The organism is Streptomyces sp. NPDC054975, assembly GCF_053609105.1.
The window spans coordinates 106,310-126,364 of sequence record NZ_JBSGWV010000014.1 but is presented as its reverse complement, the minus strand read 5'-3'; the positions used below and the strand labels follow the sequence as shown (position 1 = coordinate 126,364).

Genomic DNA, 20,055 nt, shown 5'->3' with positions numbered 1-20,055 from the left:
CCGCGCCATCCCGGCGACGGAGCGTGACAGTGGGGCTCCGAGTCGTAACCACCGGCGCGTCCGACCCGTTGGAGGGGGTATGGGCTTCACGATCGGCGGCATTCGTGAGATGCGGTCCGGCTCACGTCGCCGCGTCCGCACCACCGAGTGCACAGCGGTGGCCGAGTACACAGGACTGTGGGGCTGGGACGTGGTTCCCGGCGCGCGGGCCGTCTCCGGCCGGTGTTCCTGCGGCGACGCGTCCTGTACGGCTCCGGGGGCGCATCCGCTCTCGTTCGCCGAACCGGTGCCGGCCGGCGCGGGCCTCGACGACGCGACCAAGGCGTGGGGCCGGTACCCGGGCGCGGCGCTGCTGCTGCCGGTGGGCCGGTCCTTCGACGTGATCGAGGTCGCCGAGCCGGCGGGGCGGCGGGCGCTGATCCGCCTGGAGCGCATGGGCCTGCCGCTGGGTCCCGTCTGCGCGACGCCGACGGGACGGGCGCAGTTCTTCGTGGCGCCGGGCGCGGCGGCGGAGCTGCCGCAGCTGCTGTACCGGATGGGCTGGGACGACGCCGACCTGGACCTGCGGGGTCTGGGGCCGGGCGCGCACGTGACGGCGCCGCCTTCGGACCTCGGCGGCCTGGGGCCGGTCCGCTGGCTGCGGCCGCCGACCCTCGACACGGCGGGGGCACCGCCGCAGGCGCGGCTCCTGCTCGGGACGCTGGCGTACATCTGCCACCGCACGAACTTCTGACCCAGGACGACGCGCACGACATGCGAAGGGCCCCGCCGGAACCGGCGGGGCCCTTCGCTCGCGTACGAGCGCGTCAGTCTCCGATCAACGCGTCCACGAAGGCGCCCGGTTCGAAGGGGGCCAGGTCGTCCGGGCCCTCGCCCAGGCCGACCAGCTTGACCGGCACGCCCAGCTCGCGCTGGACGGCGATGACGATGCCGCCCTTGGCCGTGCCGTCGAGCTTGGTCAGCACGATGCCGGTGATGTCCACGACCTCGGCGAAGACGCGCGCCTGGATCAGGCCGTTCTGGCCGGTCGTGGCGTCGAGGACGAGCAGGATCTCGTCGAGCGGGCCGTGCTTCTCGACCACCCGCTTCACCTTGCCGAGCTCGTCCATCAGACCGGTCTTGGTGTGCAGGCGGCCGGCGGTGTCGATGAGGACGACGTCGGCGCCCTCCGCGATGCCCTCCTTGACGGCGTCGTAGGCGATCGACGCCGGGTCGCCGCCCTCGGGACCGCGTACGGTCCGCGCGCCGACGCGCTCGCCCCACGTCTGGAGCTGGTCGGCGGCGGCGGCCCGGAAGGTGTCGGCGGCGCCGAGGACGACCGAGCGGCCGTCGGCGACCAGGACGCGGGCCAGCTTGCCCGTGGTCGTGGTCTTGCCGGTGCCGTTGACGCCGACGACCATGACGACGCCCGGGACACCCGGGTCGCTCTCCGTCTTCACGGAGCGGTCGAAGTCCGGGCCGAGGAGGGCGATGAGCTCCTCGCGCAGCAGCCCGCGCAGCTCCTCGGGGGTACGGGTGCCGAGGACGCGGACGCGCTCACGCAGCCGCTCGACCAGCTCCTGGGTCGGGGCGACGCCGACGTCGGCGGTGAGCAGGGTGTCCTCGATCTCCTCCCAGGTGTCCTCGTCGAGGTTGTCGCGCGACAGCAGCGCGAGCAGCCCCTTGCCGAGCGAGTTCTGCGAGCGGGCCAGCCGGGCACGGAGCCGGACGAGGCGGCCGGCGGTCGGCTCGGGCACCTCGATCTCGATCGCCGGCGGCTCGGCGACGACCGGGTCCTCGACGGCGGCGGGGGTCTCGACCGCCTCCTCCGCGGTCGGGAGGTCGAGCTCCTCGATGGTGCGGCGTGGTTCTTCCCGCGGTGTCTCCGCCTCGTCGCCGACGTGCGGCTCGGCGGGCGGAGCGGTGATGGTCGGCGTGGTGGACGGTGCCTCGGGCGGTGGCAGCTGCTTCTTCTTGCGGCCGCTGATCACGAGCCCGCTGGTCACGACGACGGCGACGACCAGGGCGATGACTACAGCAAGAATGAGTTCCATAACGGGTCCAGTATCGGCCACGACCGGACCGTAGGAGGAGCACGTACGCTGGGTGGGTCCCCCACACCCCGCACGGAGTACCACCATGCCCCCTGCCGCCGAGAGCGCCGCGGAGATCCCCCCGGATTTTGAAGGCGCCGTCGAGACCCGAGGTCTCGAGCCCGTCCCCGACGCCGAGCGCACCGGCCACGTCCGCGAGCTTTTCCCGACCTGGGTCGCCGCCAACATCAGTGTGCTCCTGCTCACGATGGGCGCCGGTCTGATCGTCTTCAACGGCCTGAACTTCTGGCAGGTGCTGGTCGTCGCGACGGCGGCGCCGATCCTCTCGTACGGGATCGTCGGACTGATATCGATCGCGGGCAAGCGCGGCGGCTCCCCCGGCATGGCGCTGTCGCGGGCCGTCTTCGGGCAGCGCGGCAACCTCTTCCCCGGCTCGCTGATCTGGGTGGCCCGTTGGGGTTGGGAGACGATCAACGCGGTCACCGGCGCGTACGCCGTGCTGACCGTGCTCGACCTGCTCTTCGGTGTCGAGTCGAACACCGCGCTGATCGTCGTGACGCTGCTGCTCTTCGTCGCCTGCACCTTCCTGGTGTCGGGGCTCGGCATCAACGCCCTGCGGGTGTGCAGCACGTGGTCGACGTACCTCTTCGGCGCCTTCTCGGTCCTCGTACTCGTCTACCTGGTCGCCAACACCGAGTGGTCGGCGGTCTTCGACAAGCCGGCCGGTTCGACGGCGATGATGATCGCGGGCATCGGCACCATCGCGGCGGGCGGCATCAGCTGGGTCCCCTCCGGCCCGGACTTCACCCGCTACTTGCCGCGTACCGCCTCCTCGAAGGCGATGGTCGGCACCACGATCGGCGGCGCCGGGATCGTCGTGCTGCCGATGGTGCTGATGGGTGCGGTCATGGCCGTGGCCACCCCGGACCTCGCCTCGGCGCAGGACCCTGTGTCGTTCATCGGCGAGCTGCTGCCGGCCTGGATCTCCGTGCCGTACCTGCTCATCGCGCTGATCGGGATGCTGCTGATCAACTCGATGTCGATGTACTCGGCCGGGTTCACCGCGCAGACTCTCGGCATCAAGGTCTCGCGTGCGGCGGCGGTCAGCGTGAACGCCGTCATCAGCCTGGTCTTCGGCTTCCTGCTGATGGTGGTGGCGACCAGCTTCATCGGCTCGTTCATCTCCTTCCTGACGCTGCTCGCGGTGGCGTTCTCGGCGTGGATCGGCGTCTTCGGTGTCGACATGCTGCGCCGCCGGTCGTACGACGGCGTGGCCCTGATGGACACCACGCGGACCAGCGCGTACTGGTACCGGGGCGGCTTCGCCTGGCAGGCCATGACGGCGTGGGCGGTGGCGCTCGTGGTGGGGCTGCTGTTCACGAAGGTCGACTGGTTCTCCGGTCCGCTCGCCTCCTCCTGGATCGGCCAGAACGGGCTCGGCTGGGCGGCGACGATCGTGGTGGCCGGTGTGCTGTACGCCGTACTGCCCCGGGACCGCGCGCAGGCCCCCGTGGAGCCCGCCGAGGCCCGCCCGTCCGTTTCCGTCTGACCGCACCCGTTCTCATCTGACGCCACGTCAGATACCGTCCCCCTTCGCCGGCTTCCCACGCGCGGAGGGGGACTTCCCATGCCCTTCACAGTCGTACGGTTCAACCTCGTCGATCCGCACGCGACCCCCGAGTCCCTCTCGGAGCGCTATCGGGCCGCCCTCGCCATGGCCGCCTACGCCGACGAGCACGGCGTCGACACGATCCAGACCGAGGAGCACCACGGCGCGACGAACAACTGGCTCCCCTCCCCCTTCGCCTTCGCGGGCGCGGTGTTCGGGGCGACGCGGAGGATCGCGGTCACGGTCTCGGCGATCATCGGGCCGCTGCACGACCCGCTGCGGCTCGCGGAGGAGATCGCCGTCCTCGACCTGCTGAGCGGGGGCCGCCTGGTGACGGTCGCCGGCATCGGCTACCGGCCGGAGGAGTACGAGGAGCGGGGCGTCGACTGGGGCCGTCGGGGCAAGCTCCAGGACCTGCTCCTGGAGACCCTGCTGAAGGCGTGGTCCGGTGAGCCCTTCACGTACGAGGGCCGTACGGTACGGGTCACCCCGCGGCCCTTCACCCAGCCGCATCCGCTGCTGCTCGTGGGCGGTTCCTCGAAGGCGGCGGCGCGGCGGGCGGCCCGGCTCGGGCTGCCGCTGTTCCCGAGCGCGCACCTGCCGGAGCTGGAGACGTACTACAAGCAGCAGTGCGAGGAGTACGGCACGGAGGGCTGGACGATGATGCCGGCCGAGAAGACCCCGCTGCTGCACCTCTCGGAGGACCCGGACCGGTCCTGGGAGCTGTACGGGGAGCACTTCCTGCACGAGGCGCGGACGTACGCGTCCTGGCAGTCGAAGGACATCCGCTCGGCGGTGCGGTCGGCGGCGACGACGGTGGCGGAGCTGCGCGCGGAAGGCGTCTACCGGATCGTCACGCCGGAGGAGTGCGTGACCCTTGGACGGGAGCTGGAGAGTCTGGTGCTGCACCCGCTCTGCGGCGGGATGCCGGTCGAGGAGGCGTGGCGGTCGCTGCGGCTGCTCGGGGAGACGGTGCTGCCCCGGCTCAGGGCATAGGACCCTGGGCCGGGGCAGTTCCGGTGTCGAGGAGAGGGGCAGCGGGGATTAGCCCATCTCCTCCAACGCCTTGCCCTTGGTCTCCTTCACGTACCTCAGTACGAAGGGGACGGAGAGCACGGCGAAGACCGTGTAGATGACGTACGTGCCGGAGAGGTTCCAGTCCGCCAGGGACGGGAAGCTCGCGGTGATGGCCCAGTTGGCGATCCACTGCGCGGCGGCGGCGACGCCGAGCGCGGCGGCGCGGATCCGGTTGGGGAACATCTCGCCGAGGAAGACCCAGACCACCACGCCCCAGGAGAGGGCGAAGAAGAGCACGAACACGTGGGCGGCGACGAGCGCGACGACGCCCTGGGTCTCGGGAAGCTTGCCGTCGACCAGGTCGGCGGAGAAGGCCCAGGCCTCGAAGGCGAGGGCGATCGCCATACCGATGGAGCCGACGAGGGCGAGCGGCTTACGGCCCACCCGGTCGACCAGGACCATCGCGATGACGGTGCCGACGATGTTGATGATCGACGTGGTGAACGAGTAGAAGAACGAGCTGGACGGGTCGATGCCGACCGACTGCCAGAGCGTCGAGGAGTAGTAGAACGCGACGTTGATGCCGACGAGCTGCTGGAAGACGGAGAGTCCGATGCCGACCCAGACGATGGGAAGCAGCTTGAAGCGGCTGCCGGACACGAACAGGTCCTTGATGGTGGACTTGTGCTCCCGGCACATGGCCAGCTCGATCTCGGCGACGCGATGGTCGAGGTCGACGCCCTTGCCCTCCACCTCGGAGAGGACCGCCTTCGCGCGGTCGACCTTGCCGACGGAGATGAGGAAGCGCGGCGACTCGGGGATCGCGAAGGAGAGCAGACCGTAGAGCAGGGCGGGGACGACCATCACACCGAGCATCCACTGCCAGGCCTCGAGGCCGCCGATCTTGCCGCGCTGGTCGCCGTCGGCGAGCTGCAGGATGCCGTAGTTGACCAGCTGGGAGATGGCGATGCCGATGACGATGGCGGCCTGCTGGAAGGAGCCGAGGCGACCGCGGTAGGCGGCGGGGGCGACCTCGGCGATGTACGCCGGGCCGATGACGGAGGCCATGCCGATGGCGAAGCCGCCGACGATCCGCCAGAAGGCGAGGTCCCAGAGGGCGAAGGGCACCGCGGAGCCCACGGCGCTGACCGTGAAGAGCACGGCGGCGATCTGCATGCAGCGGATGCGGCCGATGCGGTCCGCGATCCGGCCGGCGGTCGCGGCGCCGATGGCGCAGCCGATCAGGGCGATCGCGATGACCTGGGCCAGCGTGCCGGAGCCGATGTCGTAGCGGTCCCGGATGGCCTCGACGGCGCCGTTGATGACGGAGCTGTCGTAGCCGAAGAGGAAGCCGCCCATCGCGGCGGACGCCGTGATGAAGATGACGTGGCCGAGGTGGTCCGGGTGGGCGGCCCGGCCTTCGGACGGCGGCGGCGTGGGCGCCTGCGCGGTGCTGGTCACATGGACTCCTGGGAGCTCCGGCAGCGTCGCCGGGGCGTGGGGGGCGAGCCCTTCAAGTGGCGCACAACATCACGCCGCCCACCACGTGAAGGTAAAAGCAACGTTGCAGAGACTATTCCTTCAAGTTTCGAAGTCAATACCTGATGTCGTATGACTTAAAACAAGCTTCAGGGGCCCGTTCGTTCAAGACTTGAAGTTGATCAAGGTCTGGTCAGCGAAGTCGCTGGCTGATGACCTTCGAGACACCGTCCCCCTGCATGGAGACGCCGTAGAGCGCGTCCGCGACCTCCATCGTCCGCTTCTGGTGCGTGATCACGATGAGCTGCGAGGACTCCTGGAGCTCCTGCATGATCCGGATCAGCCGCTGGAGGTTGGTGTCGTCGAGTGCCGCCTCCACCTCGTCCATCACGTAGAACGGGCTGGGCCGGGCCTTGAAGATGGAGACCAGCATGGCCACGGCGGTCAGCGACCGCTCGCCGCCGGAGAGCAGCGAGAGCCGCTTGACCTTCTTGCCCGGCGGGCGGGCCTCCACGTCGACACCCGTGGTGAGCATGTTGTCGGGGTCGGTCAGGATCAGCCGCCCCTCGCCTCCGGGGAAGAGCCGGGAGAAGACGCCCTCGAACTCGCGGGCGGTGTCGCGGTACGCCTCGGTGAAGACCTGCTCGACCCGGATGTCGACCTCCTTCACGACCTGAAGGAGGTCGGCCCGGGTCTTCTTCAGGTCCTCCAGCTGCTCGGAGAGGAACTGGTGCCGCTCCTCCAGCGCCGCGAACTCCTCAAGAGCCAGCGGGTTCACCTTTCCCAGCTGCTGGTACGCCCGCTCCGCGGCCTTGAGCCGCTTCTCCTGCTCCGAACGGACGAACGGGCGCGGCTGGTTGCGCGGATGCTCCGGGTCCTCCGGGAGCTCCTCGCCCTCGGCGGGCGGCGACGGCGGTACGAGCTGATGGGGGCCGTACTCGGAGACCAGACCGGCCGGCTCGACGCCCAGCTCCTCCAGGGCCTTGGTCTCCAGCTGCTCGATCCGCATTCGCTTCTCGGCGCCGAGGACCTCGCCCCGGTGGACGGAGTCGGTCAGCTTGTCCAGCTCGGCCTTCAGCTCGCGCCCCCGGTTGCGGGCGGCGGACAGGCCCTGTTCGCGCGCGCCCTTCGCCGCGTCGGCGAGCGCACGCTCCTGCTCTGCCCGGACGAGGGAGACCTCGATGTGGGCGAGCAGCTGCCGGGCCCCGGCGGCCACGGCGCCGGCGACCGCCGCCTCGTGCCGCAGCCGGGCGCGCCGCTGCTCGGCACGCGCGCGTGCCTCGCGTTCGGCGCGGGCGCCCCGGTCGAGCGAGTCGGCCCGTCCGGCGAGGCCCTTGACCCGTTCCTCGTGGGTACGGAGCTGGAGGCGGGCCTCCATCTCCGTCTGGCGCGCGTTGGCGCCGTCGGCGGCGAGCCGGTCGCGCACGGAGGTGTCGGGCTCCTCCTCGGCGGGCGCCTCCTCGGCGACGAGCAGCCGCTCGGCGAGCTCCTCCGCCTCGTACAGCGCCTTCTCCAGGGCCTCGTCGGCGCGGGCGGCGGCGGCCGCCGTCCGCTCGGCCTCCCCCGCCGCGCCCCTGGCCTGTCCGGCGAGCCGGCCCAGCTGCTGGGCGACATGGGACTTCTCGCGGTCTGCGGCACGGCGGCGTTCGGCCAGCTCCTCCACGAGCGCGGCGGCGGCGCGGCGCGCGTCGGTCGCGGCCTGCTGGGCGGCGGCGAGCTCCTCGCAGCGGGACTCCAGCTCCTCCAGCTCGGCGGCCGCCTCGTCGACGGAGGCCTGCACTTCGAGGAGGCTCGGCGCCCCGGCGGAGCCGCCCTGGGCGTAGTGCGCCCCGAGCAGGTCCCCCTCGTCGGTGACGGCGGTCAGCCCGGGGTGCGCGTGGACGAACTCCTCGGCCTCCTCCAGCGTCCCGACGAGGACGATCCCGTCGAGCAAGCGGCGTACGGCGCCCATGAGTTCGTCGGGCCCCCGGACGAAGTCGGCGGCGCGAGGGCGGCCCGCGGTGTCGGTCTCCCGGGCCGCCGGTTCCTGGGCGCCCGTCAGCAGCAGCGCGGCGCGGCCCGCGTCCTGCTTGCGCAGGAGGCGCAGGGCCTCGGCCGCCGCGCGAGGGCCGGTGACGGCGACGGCGTCCGCCGCGGCGCCGAGGGCGGCGGCGAGCGGGATCTCGTATCCGGGGGTGACGGTGAGGAGTTCGGCGGCCGGGCCGAGCAGGCCGGTCAGGCTGTCCCGGGCGCCGAGCAGGGCCCCCGTGCCGTCCTTGCGGCGCAGCCCCAGCGAGAGCGCCTCGTGGCGGGCCCGGGTCGCGGCGCGGCGGCGGTCGGCGGCGGTGGCGGCCTCGCGGGCGGCCGTCAGCGCGGCCTCCGCCTCGGCGAGGGCGCGGCGGGCCGCCTCGTACCGCTCCCCCAGCTCGGTGTCGTCCGCGTCGAGCCCGTCGACCTCGGCCTTCAGCTGCTCGTACTCGCCTTGCGCGGCGACGGCCCGCTCCTGGGCCTCGTCACGGGCGGCGGCGAGCCGGTCGATCTCGGCCTGGGCGGAGGCGGCGCGCGAGCGGGCGGCGTTGACCTGGCCGTGCAGCCGGGCGAGGCCCTCGCGCCGGTCGGCGATGGCGCGGGCCACGTCCTTGAGGCGGCGCTCCTCGACGGCGAGTTCGCGCTCCAGGTCGGCGCGGTGGGCGACGGTGTCCTCCAGGGCGCGTTCGGCGGCCTCCAGGGCGGCCTCCAGCTCGGCCTCCTGCTCGCGGATGCGGGCGGCCTCGCGCTCCATGTCCTCCGGGTCGCGGCCCCGGCGCTCCTCCGGCGGCTGGGCGGTGGCACTCTTCACGCGCGCGTCGGCGAGGGAGATCGTGCCCCTGACGCGCTCGGCGAGCTGGGAGAGTTCGTACCAGGTCTGCTGGGCGCGCTGGAGGCGCGGGGCGAGCCGGCGGACCTCGTCCTCCAGGTCGGCCTCCTTCGCGAGCGCGGCCTTCAGCTCGTTCTCGGCGCTCTCCTTGCGCTCCTTCAGCGCGGCCTCGTCGGCGACCTCGGCCTTCAGCGCCTCCTGGAGCCGTACGAGGTCGTCGGAGAGCAGCCGCAACCGGGCGTCGCGCAGATCGGCCTGGATGACGGCGGCCCGGCGTGCGACGGCGGCCTGGCGGCCGAGGGGCTTGAGCTGGCGGCGCAGTTCGTCGGTGAGGTCCTGCACGCGCGCGAGGTTGGCCTGCATCGCGTCGAGCTTCCGCAGCGCCTTCTCCTTGCGCTTGCGGTGCTTGAGGACGCCGGCCGCCTCCTCGATGAAGGCGCGGCGCCCCATCGGGTCGGCGTGCAGGACGGAGTCGAGCTGGCCCTGGCCGACGATGACGTGCATCTCGCGGCCGATGCCGGAGTCGGAGAGCAGGTCCTGGATGTCGAGCAGGCGGCAGGTGTCGCCGTTGATCTGGTACTCGCTGCTGCCACCCCGGAACATGATCCGGGTGATGGTGACCTCGGCGTAGTCGATGGGCAGCGCGCCGTCGGAGTTGTCGATCGTCAGCGAGACCTCGGCGCGGCCGAGCGGCGGCCGGCCGGTCGTGCCGGCGAAGATGACGTCCTCCATCTTGCCGCCGCGCAGCGACTTGGCGCCCTGCTCGCCCATGACCCAGGAGAGCGCGTCCACGACGTTGGACTTGCCGGATCCGTTCGGCCCGACGACACACGTGATTCCAGGTTCGAACCGCAGGGTCGTGGCGGATGCGAACGATTTGAAACCACGGAGGGTCAGGGCCTTGAGATGCACGCCCCCGGACTCTACCTGGGGTCGCGCGTTTCACCCATGAACGTGCAGGGCACACCCTCCGGTAAGAACCGGGGGTGTGACGTGGGGGACTCAAGAAAGAAGGGACGCCGGAGCGTCCCTTGCATATCTAGCTGTGCCAGCGAGAGTGTTTCTCACCTTGCCCCGGCACGGGGCTGACTGTCGGGGCTGACTGTCCTGTGATGCCGACCGTCAGGTGAGCGCAGGCTCCGCCTTGGGAACGTCGAGGTCGATGCTGTCCAGCAGCGACTCGCCATGCTGTGCGGCGGCAGCGTTGAGCGCGTCGTTCTCGGACTGAATCCGTACAAGCTCGGACTCGAGGTCCTGGACGCGCTGCTGAAGCCGTCGCATCTCGGCGAGGAGTCGCGGGTCGGAGCCGCCGACGTAACCGAGAAGCGCCTTTGCCATGATGGATGGTCCTCCACACTGAGTGACCGACCGAAGCGGTTGGGTCGTGAGGGATTTTCGCACCCGCGGTGCTCGGCAGCAGGTGATGTCGTGCCGGATTCCTACTGCCAAACAGCTAAGGTGCGCGGGGCTTCCAGAGTCTCACCAAAAAGTTTGACGGTCAACACGATCACGCCCCGTATCAAGGGGCGACCGGGGGGTCCGCGGCCGCACAACGGGCGGCGGCGCCTCGCAACTCGGTGCCTCAGGGGCGTATCGATCATCCTTCCTCGCACGGCCACGCACCGCAAGACCTTCTCGGCAACCAGCAGGTCATTTCCCCTTCGGCGCCCCTTCGCCGAACGTCCGCCCGAGGACCGCGCGGACCATCGGACGGAGGGTCGCCGAGGGGGCGTCAGCGGACGGCGAAGCCGTCGTAGCCGCCGCGCGGCGTGTCCCAGATCTCGGTGACTCCGTCCACCCGCCCGGGAGTGTCGGCGGAGCGGAGCCAGTCGAGCAGACGGTGGCAATTCTCACTCGGTCCCTCGGCCACGACCTGGACGCGCCCGTCGTCGAGGTTGAGGGCGAAGCCGACGAGCCCTCCGATCTCCAGCGCGTTTGCCCTGGTGAACCAGCGGAAGCCCACTCCCTGTACTCGGCCGCGCACCCAGGCGGTGAGCCGTACGTCTTCGTTCATGGCTGAACGCTAACGGGCCAATTGCCCAAGAGGCACGTCAGCCCCGTGCGTCATGGCGTACAGTCCCGACCGAACGAGGCTCACCCGTTCGGGCGTGCTCGTTCGAGGGCCCTCGACCGGGTCCGCGAAAGCAAAGATCAGCAAAGACCGCAGCACAGGACGACAGGAAGGCAGAGGAGATGGGACGCCATCGCAGGAGGCGCGGCGCGCCCGTGCGCACCGGGCTGCTCGCCGCCTCCGCCGCGGTCGCGGTCGGAGCGGTCGCCGTCACCTCGGGCCTGCTGCCCGGCGGGGACACGCTGACCGTGGGCAGCGCGGGTACGGGCAAGGAGCAGAGCCAGTCCCGGCAGGCGCCGGAGCTGACGACGCAGGGCGGCTCGTCCGCGACGCCGACGAGCCCGTCGGCCTCCACGTCCCCCTCTGCCTCCGCGTCCAAGAAGCCCGCCGCCACCGTCAAGCCGTCCCCCTCCGCGACCCCGTCGAAGACGGCCAAGCCGAAGCCCTCGAAGTCGAGCGCCTCGGCGACGCCCAAGAAGCCGGCCCAGCCGTCGCAGACGGCGAAGCCGAAGCCGGCCCCGACGACCACCAAGCCCGTCCCCCGCACCCAGGCGCCCACGGCGCCCGCCACTCCGACCGTGAGCCGCGCCTCGGCCGCCGAGGCGGAGGTCGTCCGGCTCGTCAACGAGGAGCGGGCGAAGGTGGGCTGCAGCGCGGTCCGCTCGGACGCGGCCCTCGCGCAGCTCGCGGGCGCGTTCAGCCAGGACATGGCCGAGCGGGGCTTCTTCGACCACACGGACCCGGACGGCGACACCCCGTGGGAGCGGGCCCGCCAGGCGGGCGTCACCGGCATGGGCGGCGAGAACATCGCCCGTGGCCAGGCGGACGCGGCGGCCGTGATGGAGTCCTGGATGAACAGCGACGGTCACCGCGCGAACATCCTCAACTGCGACTACACGGCGCTCGGTGTCGGCGTGCACTTCGCCGACGGCGGCCCGTGGTGGACGCAGGACTTCGGCTTCTGAGCCCCTTCAGGCGGACACTAACTTCTGGTGAGCGCTGTGCGGCAGTACGGTGCCGGAGTACCGTGAAGACATGAGTGACGACCTCGCCTTCGACGTCTTCGCCCGGGCCTGTCAGTCACGGGTCACGCTGGAGCATGTGACCGGACGGTGGGGCGGTCTCACCCTCTGCGCGCTCCACGAGGGCTCGTTCCGCTTCAACGAGCTGCGGCGCCGGGTCGACGGGGTGAGCGAGAAGATGCTGTCGCAGACCCTCCATGCCCTGGAACGCGACGGGCTGGTGCACCGCGAGGCACAGCCGACGAACCCGCCCCGGGTGGACTACACCCTCACGCCGCTGGGCCGCGACGTCGCCGAGCGCCTGGTCGGACTGATCGAGCTGGTCGAGGGCCGGATGCCGGAGGTCCTGTCGGCGCGCGAACGGTACGACGCGGCGCGGGAGACGAGAACGCCGGTGACGACGGGCCGGTGACGACGGACCCGAAGGCGGCCGACCCGAAGACGGCCGGGCCGGTGACGACGGCCCGCGAGGTGGTCAGGCCGTAGCGCGGGGCGGGCGCTGGCAGCGCGGGCAGAAGTAGCTCGACCGGTTCATCCAGGGCCGCCGTCGCATCAAGGTCCCGCAGCGGCGGCACGGCTCGTCCTCGCGCCCGTAGGCGTCCAGCGAGCGGTCGAAGTAGCCCGACTCGCCGTTCACGTTCACGTACAGGCTGTCGAAGCTGGTCCCGCCCGCGGCGAGGGCCTCGTTCATGACGTCCCGGATGTGCTGGAGCAGCTCGGCCGAGCGAGGGCGGGTGAGCCCGGCGGTCGGGCGGTCGTAGTGCAGCCTGGCGCGCCAGAGCGCCTCGTCCGCGTAGATGTTGCCGACTCCGCTGATGAGCGTCTGGTCGAGCAGCGCCCGCTTGATCGTCGTACGGCGCAGGCGCAGGGCGGCCTGGAAGACGAGGTCGTCGAATTCCGGGTCCAGCGGGTCGCGGGCGATGTGCGCGATGACGTCGGGGAGGCCGTCCGGCGTGTTGTCGTGGAGCGAGAGGCCGCCGAAGGTGCGCTGGTCGACGAAGCGCAGCTCGGTGCCGAGCCCGTCCTGGAAGCGGACGCGGACGCGCAGGTGCTTCTCGTCCGGGGCGCTCTCGGGCTGCACGAGCAGCTGGCCGCTCATCCCGAGGTGACCGAGGACGGACAGGTCGGCGTCCGCCAGCGGAATCCAGAGGTACTTGCCGCGGCGGCGGGCGGTCCCGAAGCGGTGGCCCTTGAGACGGGCGGCGAAGTCCGCGCCGCCGGCCAGGTGCCTGCGGACGGCCCTCGGGTGGCGGACCTCGACGTCGCCCACGGTCCGCCCGTCGACCCAGCGTTCAAGACCGCGCCGTACGACCTCGACCTCGGGCAACTCGGGCACGGGACTCCTCCGGAAGGCGTACGGGAACGATGCCCGAAGCCTACCGCCGGGCCCACCCCGAACGGCCCCCGGCCGAGACCCCGGGCGCACACCCGAAAGGCCCGGCCCGGACACCTGCGACGCCCCGGCCACCGGACACCCGAAACGCCCGGCCTGACCAAGCCAGGATGTCCTGGTACCGGGCAGCCGCGACGCCCGGCCCGACCAGCCCGCGATGTCCCGGCACCGACGCCCGAAAACGCCCCGGTCCGGGACCCCTCAGGGATCCCGGACCGGGGCGTCGGAAGACGAAGGGTCAGGCGGAAGGCTCGTCGGCGGGCGTCGGCGCCCCGCCGGTCTCCGGCTGCTCGCCGGCCGCGGCCGGAACGGCGTCACCGGCGTCGCCGGCCTCGGCCTCGGCCTTCGCCGCCGCCGCACGCTCGTCCGCCGCCGCGCGAATCGCGCGCCATGCGGACTCCGCCGCCTGCTGTTCCGCTTCCTTCTTGCTGCGGCCGGTGCCGGTGCCGTACGAGACACCACCGACGCGGGCGGCAGCAGTGAAGGTCTTCTCGTGGTCCGGGCCCGTCTCCGTGACGAGGTACTCCGGAACGCCCAGACCCTCGGCCGCGGTGAGCTCCTGGAGACTGGTCTTCCAGTCCAGGCCCGCACCGAGGTTCGAGGACTTCTCGATCAGCGGGTCGAAGAGCCGGTGGACCAGCTCCGAGGCCGCGTCGAGGCCCTGGTCGAGGTAGACCGCGCCGATCACCGCTTCAAGGGTGTCGGCGAGAATGGAAGCCTTGTCCCGGCCACCCGTGCCCTCTTCGCCCCGGCCGAGCCGGATGAAGGAGCCGAGTTCGAGGCCGCGACCGACCTCCGCCAGCGCACGCGAGTTGACCACCGCGGCCCGCAGCTTGGCCAGCTGGCCTTCGGGCAGGTCGGGGTGGGTGCGGTACAGCGTGTCCGTGACCACCAGGCCGAGCACGGAGTCCCCGAGGAACTCCAGACGCTCGTTGGTGGGCAGACCGCCGTTCTCGTACGCGTACGAGCGGTGCGTCAGCGCACGCACCAGAAGGGCGGACTCGAGCTGATACCCGAGCCGCCCTTCCAGAAGCGTGTGGGACGAGGCATTGTCCGTCTTGATGGACTCAGACATCGCGCCTCTCACCAGCCACTCAGACCGAGAGGACCTGGCGCTTGTTGTAGGTGCCGCAGCTCGGGCACGCGATGTGCTGCTGCTTCGGCTCCTGGCAACGCTCACACGAAACCAGGGTGGGGACCGCAGCCTTCCACTGCGACCGGCGGTGGCGCGTGTTGCTGCGCGACATCTTCCGCTTCGGAACAGCCACGGCTACTTCTCCTGCTTCTCGTCGACGCCAGCTTCGGCGCCGCTCATGTTGTCCTTCTCATCGGTTCCCAGCGAACCGGCGAGTCCTTGCAGTGCCGCCCAACGCATGTCGACGGCATCATGGTGGTGGTCCGGGTTCTCGTTCAGGTTGGTTCCGCATTGGGAACACAGACCCGCGCAGTCCTCCCGGCACACCGGCTGCATCGGCAGTGCGAGCACCACCGCATCACGCAGCAGGGGTTCGAGGTCGAACATGCCGTCCTCGAGGGGGATCATGTCCTCGTCGTCCTCGGCTTCGTCGTCCGCGGCCGCCTTGGAGCGGCCCCGGTCGTCGGAGTCGGGGTACGAGAACATCTCCTGGAAGTCCACGTCGAGATCAAGCTCGACGGGCTCCAGACACCTTACGCACTCCCCCTCGGCCGATGCACGGGCGGTGCCTGTGACAAGCACCCCTTCCATGACCGACTCAAGACGGAGATCGATCTCCACGGGCGCGCCTTCCGGCACACCGATGACCCCTTCGACACCGAGGTTCGTGGGGGCCTCGACCGAGCGGGAGATCCGCTGAAGGGCACCAGGACGCCGCCCCAGCTCGTGCGTGTCGAACACGAGGGGGTTGCGGTGGTCAAGGCGCGTGCTCAGGGCTCTTCCTGCTTTCGGTTCGTGGGGGGCTGCCGTGTTCGAATCGAGAGACGAAGCGGGCAGCAGGGATCGCGGGCATACGCGCGACCGAAGAGCCAGGATACTGGACGCTTCGCTCAGGGCCCAATCGGCCCCCGGGCCCGCTCGCTCAGTGAATCTGGCCCTGGCCGTGGCCCTGCTCGTACTGCCGCAGCTGCTCCAGGTCGATCATGCTCGTGTCGAAGAAACTGGTCTCGTCGAGCGCGGCGGCCTGCGGCTGGTGCTGCGGCTGCTGGTCGTAGCCGTACTGCTGCTGGTCGTAGCTGTACTGCTGCTGGTAACCGTACGGGTCCGGCTGCTGCTGGTACGCGTACGGGTCCTGGGGCTGCGGCTGCTGGTAGCCGTACGGGTCCGGCTGCTGCGCCGGGATCTGCGGGACCTGCTGGTGGACGGGCTGCCGGACCGGCTCGGGGTCGGCCAGCTCCGCGAGTCCTGCGAGGTAGTCCGCGTCGCTGGTGTGGATGGAGCCGCCCGCCGCGTCCTGGGCGGCCATGTGCGCGCCGAGGTCGTCCGTGGCGATGCGTCCGTGCAGCTTCTGCCGGCCCCGGCCGACGGCCTCCAGGGTCTTGGAGAGGACGGCCTCGAAGGCGCCGAGCTTGGCGTCGACGTACTCGTCGGCCCGGTGGATCAGCGTCTGCGGGTCCGTGCTGTGCTCGGGGGCGTCCTCGTCGGCGTAGCCCTGCTCGTCCAGGCCCGGGCCGCGGCCGAGCAGCTTCTCGCGGCCGCGGTCGACGGAGCCGATGGTCTTGTTGAGGACGACCTCGAAGTTGGCGAGCTTGGAGTCGACGTAGTCGTCGGCCTCGGCGCGGATCTCCTCGGCCTCCCGGCGGGCCTCGGAGAGGATCCGGTCCGCCTCGTCCTGGGACTGGCGGGCGACCTGGGTGTCCGAGATCAGCGAGCCGCGCTCGGCATGGGCGGCCGAGATGATCCGCTCGGCCTCCTGGCGGGCGTGCTCCACCATCTGCTCCCGGCCGCCGAGGAGCTCCTGGGCCTGGGCCAGGGAGCCCGGCAGGGCCTCCCGCACCTCTTCGAGCATGGCGAGCAGCTCGGCGCGGTTGACCACGCAGGACGCCGACATGGGCATGGAGCGGGCGTTTGTGATCGTGGAAACGATCTCGTCGAGCTTCTTCTGCACGTCCACCGGGTGCTCGCCACTCTCTACAGCTGGATGGAGACGGACGGGACGACTGTAAGGGCAGTCGTCCCCCGCCGGACACCTGGTGACGGACCGTCAGGGACGGTCGCTCGGGGTCACTGCTGGGAGCGCCGCTCGGCGAGGCGCTCGGTGAGCCGGCCGAGGACGGCCGGCGGGACCAGGTGGGAGACGTCGCCGCCCCACGCGGCGACCTCCTTGACCAGGGAGGACGACAGGAAGCTGTAGGTGGGGTTGGTGGGGACGAACAGGGTCTCGACGCCCGAGAGCCCGTTGTTCATCTGCGCCATCTGCAGCTCGTAGTCGAAGTCGCTGACCGCGCGCAGGCCCTTGACGATCGCGGGGATGTCGCGCTGCTTGCAGAAGTCGACCAGGAGGCCGTGGAAGGACTCGACCTCGACGTTGCCGAAGTCGGCGGTGACCTCGCGGATCAGCTCGATCCGCTCGTCGACGGTGAACAGGCCCTGCTTGGACTGGTTGATCATCACCGCGACGTGTACGACGTCGTACAGCTTGGAGGCGCGGGCGATGATGTCGAGATGTCCGTTGGTGATGGGGTCGAATGACCCCGGACAGACGGCGCGGCGCAACTTGGGTCCCTCGCTCTCCGGTCCGGTCATCGTGCGTCTTCGCACGTAGAGGCGGCGCGACCGTACCAAAACGTTCCCTCGCCGTAGCGACGGGACCGCAATGGCTCGAAACCGGCCGGCCAGCCGAATTCCCCGCCTCGGGTGCTGCGTTCCACGGTGACGACGGCGTCCTCCGCGATCCAGCCCCCGGAGCGGAGTGTGAGCAGGATCTCCCGAAGATCGTCGTCGGAGACGGCGTACGGGGGATCGAGGAAGAGGAGGTCGTACGGCTCCGCCGGGGGCGGGCCCGTGACGATCTGTTCGGCCTTGCCGGTGCGCAGTTCGGCGCCGGGCAGGGCGAGGGCGCGGATGTTCTCCCGTACCGTCTTCGCCGCGCGCGGATCGGCCTCGACCAGAAGGGCGTGGGAGGCGCCCCGGGAGAGGGCCTCCAGGCCGACGGCGCCCGAGCCCGCGTACAGGTCGGCGACGCGGGTCCTGTGGAGCGTGCCGAGGAGCGCCTCCCAGGTGGAGAAGAGGCCCTCGCGCGCCCGGTCGGAGGTCGGGCGGGTGCCGTTGCCGGGCGGCACGGCCAGTCGGCGTCCGCCGGCGGTACCGGCGATCACGCGGGTCATGGGAGGTCCTTGTTCGTTGCTTCGGTGCTCGGGTCTGTGCCTCCACGATATGGCCGGTGAGCGCTGTGTGACGTCACCCCTTCTCCAGGAACTCCTCCCGCTCCTTGTCCAGGAGGGCGTCGAGCGCGGTGCGCAGCTCGGGGTGGTCGGTGAGGTCGGGGTCGGCCAGGACGACGGCGGTGGCCTCCTCGCGGGCGGCGGCGATGACCTCCTCGTCGTCGATGACGGTGAGCATCCGCAGCGAGGAGCGGACGCCGGACTGGGCCTGGCCGAGGACGTCGCCCTCGCGGCGCTGCTCCAGGTCGATCCGGGAGAGCTCGAAGCCGTCGAGGGTGGAGGCGACGGCGCCGAGGCGCTGGCGGGCGGGACTGGCCTCGGGCATCTCGGTGACGAGGAGGCAGAGGCCGGGGGCGGAGCCTCGGCCGACGCGGCCGCGGAGCTGGTGGAGCTGGGAGACGCCGAAGCGGTCGGCGTCCATGATCACCATGGCCGTGGCGTTGGGAACGTTCACGCCGACCTCGATGACGGTGGTGGCCACGAGGACGTCGACCTCGCCTGCGGCGAAGCGGCGCATGACGTCGTCCTTGTCGTCCGGGTGCATCCGGCCGTGCAGGACCTCGACGCGGAGGCCGGCGAGCGGGCCGGCGCGGAGCTTCTCGGCGACCTCCAGGACGGCGAGCGGCGGCCGCTTCTCGGCCTCGTCCTCGGGGGATGCCTTCTGCTTCTGCTTCTTCTTCTCGTCCTCGTCGTCGCCGATGCGGGGGCAGACGACGTACGCCTGGTGGCCGTTCTCCACCTCCTCGCGCACGCGCTCCCACGCGCGCGTGAGGAAGTGCGGTTTGTCGGCGGCGGGGACGACATGGCTGGCGATCGGGGAGCGTCCGGCCGGCAACTGGTCCAGGACGGAGGTCTCCAGGTCGCCGAAGACGGTCATGGCGACCGTGCGTGGAATCGGCGTGGCGGTCATGACGAGCAGGTGCGGCGGCTGCTTGCCCTTGCCCCTGAGGGCGTCGCGCTGCTCCACGCCGAAGCGGTGCTGCTCGTCGACCACGACCAGGCCGAGGTCGTGGAACTGCACCTTGTCCTCGATCAGCGCGTGTGTGCCGATGACGATCCCGGCCTCGCCCGTGACCAGGTCGAGCAGGGCCTGCCGCCGTCCCGCCGTGCCCATGGAGCCGGTGAGCAGCACGACCTTGGTGGCGTGCTCGGCGCCGCCGAGCATCCCTCCCATGGCGAGCTCGCCCATCATCTCGGTGATCGACCGGTGGTGCTGCTGGGCGAGGACCTCCGTCGGGGCGAGCATCGCGGCCTGTCCCCCGGCGTCGACGACGGCGAGCATGGCCCGCAGGGCCACCATCGTCTTGCCGGAACCGACCTCGCCCTGGAGGAGGCGGTGCATGGGGTGGTCGGTGGCGAGGTCGTCGAAGATCTCCTTGGAGACCTTCTTCTGGCCGTCGGTGAGGGTGAAGGGGAGTGTGGCGTCGAAGGTGTCGAGGAGTCCGCCGGGGGTGGCGGTACGGGGCACGGCGGGCAGTTGGGTGTCCGCGTACCGGCGGCGGGCGAGGGCGACCTGGAGGACGAAGGCCTCGTCCCACTTGAGCCGCTGCCGGGCGTCCTCGATGTCGGCCTTCGTACGGGGCCGGTGGACCTTCTGGAGGGCCTCGGGCAGCTCGGCGAGGCCGCGGCCCTCGCGCAGGGCGGGCGGCAGCGGGTCGGCGAGCCCGGCCCAGCCGGTGGCCTCCAGGGAGTCCAGGGCGATGGAGACGGACTGCTCGATGGTCCAGGACTCCAGCTGCTTGCAGGCGGGGTAGATCGGCAGCAGTTCGTTCGCGAACGCCTTGACCGTCTCGTCGCTGCTCTCGGCGTCCAGGAGTTTGTACTCGGGGTGGGTGAGCTGGAGCTTGCGGTTGAAGACCCCGACCTTGCCGGCGAACATCCCGCGCCGGCCCGGCAGCAGCTCCTTCTGGTGGAAGTGGACGGCCCGGCCGAAGAAGACGAGCTGCATCCGGCCGCTGCCGTCGGTGATCGTGACCTCCAGGCGCTGGCCCTTGCCCCGGCCGCCCTTGTTGAACGTCAGCACGCGGGCGTCGGCCACCTGCGCGACCACCGTGACGTGCTCGTCCAGCGGCAGGTCGGCGAGGGCGGTGAGCTCGCCGCGCTCGGCGTACCGCCGGGGATAGTGGTGGAGGAGGTCCCCGACCGTCCGCAGGTCGAGGTGCTCGGCCATCACCTTCGCGGTGGCGGCGCCGAGGAGGTTCTTGAGGGGTTCGTCGAGCACTGGCACGCGTTCCAT

General features: G+C 71.2%; 18 protein-coding genes. 5 read left to right on the top strand and 13 right to left on the bottom strand.

Translation table 11 applies throughout. From position 1 onward, the window contains the following. Positions 1-79 precede the first annotated feature (79 nt). Positions 80-733 carry a bifunctional DNA primase/polymerase gene (locus ACWF79_RS16220; RefSeq protein ID WP_453728743.1) on the top strand — a complete coding sequence of 218 codons (654 nt, stop codon included), beginning with the start codon at positions 80-82 and terminating at the stop codon, positions 731-733. 73 nt (positions 734-806) lie between these two features. On the opposite strand, the gene ftsY is transcribed toward ACWF79_RS16220, so the two are convergent. Next, positions 807-2,033: a signal recognition particle-docking protein FtsY gene (gene ftsY, locus ACWF79_RS16215; protein ID WP_453728742.1), complete on the bottom strand. Its 1,227-nt coding sequence runs from the start codon at positions 2,031-2,033 to the stop codon at positions 807-809. An 85-nt stretch (positions 2,034-2,118) separates the two neighbouring features. Between ftsY and ACWF79_RS16210 the strand changes: the two genes are divergently transcribed. Together ACWF79_RS16210 and ACWF79_RS16205 are read left to right on the top strand one after the other, a co-directional pair. After that, positions 2,119-3,582 (top strand): cytosine permease, encoded by a 1,464-nt coding sequence (locus tag ACWF79_RS16210; protein ID WP_453728741.1) that lies wholly within the window; start codon positions 2,119-2,121, stop codon positions 3,580-3,582. Between the two features lie 78 nt (positions 3,583-3,660). Further along, on the top strand, positions 3,661-4,638 hold the full coding sequence (locus ACWF79_RS16205; RefSeq protein ID WP_453728740.1) for an LLM class flavin-dependent oxidoreductase: 978 nt from the start codon (positions 3,661-3,663) through the stop codon (positions 4,636-4,638). Between the two features lie 48 nt (positions 4,639-4,686). Here ACWF79_RS16205 and ACWF79_RS16200 read toward each other — a convergent pair whose 3' ends face one another. The 4 genes from ACWF79_RS16200 to ACWF79_RS16185 all read right to left on the bottom strand — a co-directional run bounded on the left by ACWF79_RS16200 (position 4,687) and on the right by ACWF79_RS16185 (position 10,988). Beyond that, on the bottom strand, positions 4,687-6,120 hold the full coding sequence (locus ACWF79_RS16200) for a sugar porter family MFS transporter (protein ID WP_453728739.1): 1,434 nt from the start codon (positions 6,118-6,120) through the stop codon (positions 4,687-4,689). A gap of 211 nt (positions 6,121-6,331) precedes the next feature. Beyond that, entirely contained in the window at positions 6,332-9,886 is a 3,555-nt protein-coding gene (gene smc / locus ACWF79_RS16195; protein ID WP_453728738.1) for a chromosome segregation protein SMC, read from the bottom strand. A 210-nt stretch (positions 9,887-10,096) separates the two neighbouring features. Next, complete coding sequence (locus ACWF79_RS16190) at positions 10,097-10,312, bottom strand: hypothetical protein (RefSeq protein WP_352190317.1); 216 nt, start codon at positions 10,310-10,312, stop codon at positions 10,097-10,099. 394 nt (positions 10,313-10,706) lie between these two features. Further along, positions 10,707-10,988: an acylphosphatase gene (locus ACWF79_RS16185; RefSeq protein ID WP_453728737.1), complete on the bottom strand. Its 282-nt coding sequence runs from the start codon at positions 10,986-10,988 to the stop codon at positions 10,707-10,709. A gap of 179 nt (positions 10,989-11,167) precedes the next feature. Here ACWF79_RS16185 and ACWF79_RS16180 point away from each other — a divergent pair, with 179 nt between their 5' ends. Next, complete coding sequence (locus ACWF79_RS16180) at positions 11,168-12,010, top strand: CAP domain-containing protein (protein ID WP_453728736.1); 843 nt, start codon at positions 11,168-11,170, stop codon at positions 12,008-12,010. 70 nt (positions 12,011-12,080) lie between these two features. Continuing rightward, positions 12,081-12,479, top strand: coding sequence for a winged helix-turn-helix transcriptional regulator (locus ACWF79_RS16175; RefSeq protein WP_453728735.1), 399 nt, complete (start codon positions 12,081-12,083; stop codon positions 12,477-12,479). 63 nt (positions 12,480-12,542) lie between these two features. Here ACWF79_RS16175 and mutM read toward each other — a convergent pair whose 3' ends face one another. The 8 genes from mutM to recG form a co-directional block, all read right to left on the bottom strand. After that, positions 12,543-13,403 carry a bifunctional DNA-formamidopyrimidine glycosylase/DNA-(apurinic or apyrimidinic site) lyase gene (mutM, locus tag ACWF79_RS16170; protein WP_453728734.1) on the bottom strand — a complete coding sequence of 287 codons (861 nt, stop codon included), beginning with the start codon at positions 13,401-13,403 and terminating at the stop codon, positions 12,543-12,545. Positions 13,404-13,698: 295 nt separating this feature from the next. Next, positions 13,699-14,535, bottom strand: coding sequence for a ribonuclease III (gene rnc, locus ACWF79_RS16165; protein WP_453728733.1), 837 nt, complete (start codon positions 14,533-14,535; stop codon positions 13,699-13,701). Positions 14,536-14,554: 19 nt separating this feature from the next. After that, positions 14,555-14,728: a 50S ribosomal protein L32 gene (gene rpmF / locus ACWF79_RS16160; protein ID WP_030496967.1), complete on the bottom strand. Its 174-nt coding sequence runs from the start codon at positions 14,726-14,728 to the stop codon at positions 14,555-14,557. 2 nt (positions 14,729-14,730) lie between these two features. Further along, positions 14,731-15,336, bottom strand: a complete 606-nt coding sequence (locus ACWF79_RS16155; protein ID WP_453728732.1) for a YceD family protein — start codon at positions 15,334-15,336, stop codon at positions 14,731-14,733. Between the two features lie 181 nt (positions 15,337-15,517). Then, positions 15,518-16,549: an ATP synthase F0 subunit B gene (locus tag ACWF79_RS16150; RefSeq protein WP_453728731.1), complete on the bottom strand. Its 1,032-nt coding sequence runs from the start codon at positions 16,547-16,549 to the stop codon at positions 15,518-15,520. Between the two features lie 110 nt (positions 16,550-16,659). Beyond that, positions 16,660-17,151, bottom strand: a complete 492-nt coding sequence (coaD, locus tag ACWF79_RS16145; protein ID WP_453728758.1) for a pantetheine-phosphate adenylyltransferase — start codon at positions 17,149-17,151, stop codon at positions 16,660-16,662. A gap of 26 nt (positions 17,152-17,177) precedes the next feature. Next, a complete protein-coding gene (gene rsmD, locus ACWF79_RS16140; RefSeq protein WP_453728757.1) occupies positions 17,178-17,813 on the bottom strand; it encodes a 16S rRNA (guanine(966)-N(2))-methyltransferase RsmD in 636 nt (211 codons plus the stop codon). 22 nt (positions 17,814-17,835) lie between these two features. After that, entirely contained in the window at positions 17,836-20,055 is a 2,220-nt protein-coding gene (recG, locus tag ACWF79_RS16135) for an ATP-dependent DNA helicase RecG (RefSeq protein WP_453728730.1), read from the bottom strand.

What these genes read in the sequence shown, in the direction of transcription:
- ACWF79_RS16220 (WP_453728743.1), top strand. Translation starts at nt 80, where the DNA reads ATGGGCTTCACGATCGGCGGCATTCGTGAGATGCGGTCCGGCTCACGT.
- ftsY (WP_453728742.1), bottom strand. Translation starts at nt 2,033, where the DNA reads ATGGAACTCATTCTTGCTGTAGTCATCGCCCTGGTCGTCGCCGTCGTC.
- ACWF79_RS16210 (WP_453728741.1), top strand. Translation starts at nt 2,119, where the DNA reads ATGCCCCCTGCCGCCGAGAGCGCCGCGGAGATCCCCCCGGATTTTGAA.
- ACWF79_RS16205 (WP_453728740.1), top strand. Translation starts at nt 3,661, where the DNA reads ATGCCCTTCACAGTCGTACGGTTCAACCTCGTCGATCCGCACGCGACC.
- ACWF79_RS16190 (WP_352190317.1), bottom strand. Translation starts at nt 10,312, where the DNA reads ATGGCAAAGGCGCTTCTCGGTTACGTCGGCGGCTCCGACCCGCGACTC.
- ACWF79_RS16185 (WP_453728737.1), bottom strand. Translation starts at nt 10,988, where the DNA reads ATGAACGAAGACGTACGGCTCACCGCCTGGGTGCGCGGCCGAGTACAG.
- ACWF79_RS16180 (WP_453728736.1), top strand. Translation starts at nt 11,168, where the DNA reads ATGGGACGCCATCGCAGGAGGCGCGGCGCGCCCGTGCGCACCGGGCTG.
- ACWF79_RS16175 (WP_453728735.1), top strand. Translation starts at nt 12,081, where the DNA reads ATGAGTGACGACCTCGCCTTCGACGTCTTCGCCCGGGCCTGTCAGTCA.
- rnc (WP_453728733.1), bottom strand. Translation starts at nt 14,535, where the DNA reads ATGTCTGAGTCCATCAAGACGGACAATGCCTCGTCCCACACGCTTCTG.
- recG (WP_453728730.1), bottom strand. Translation starts at nt 20,055, where the DNA reads ATGGAACGCGTGCCAGTGCTCGACGAACCCCTCAAGAACCTCCTCGGC.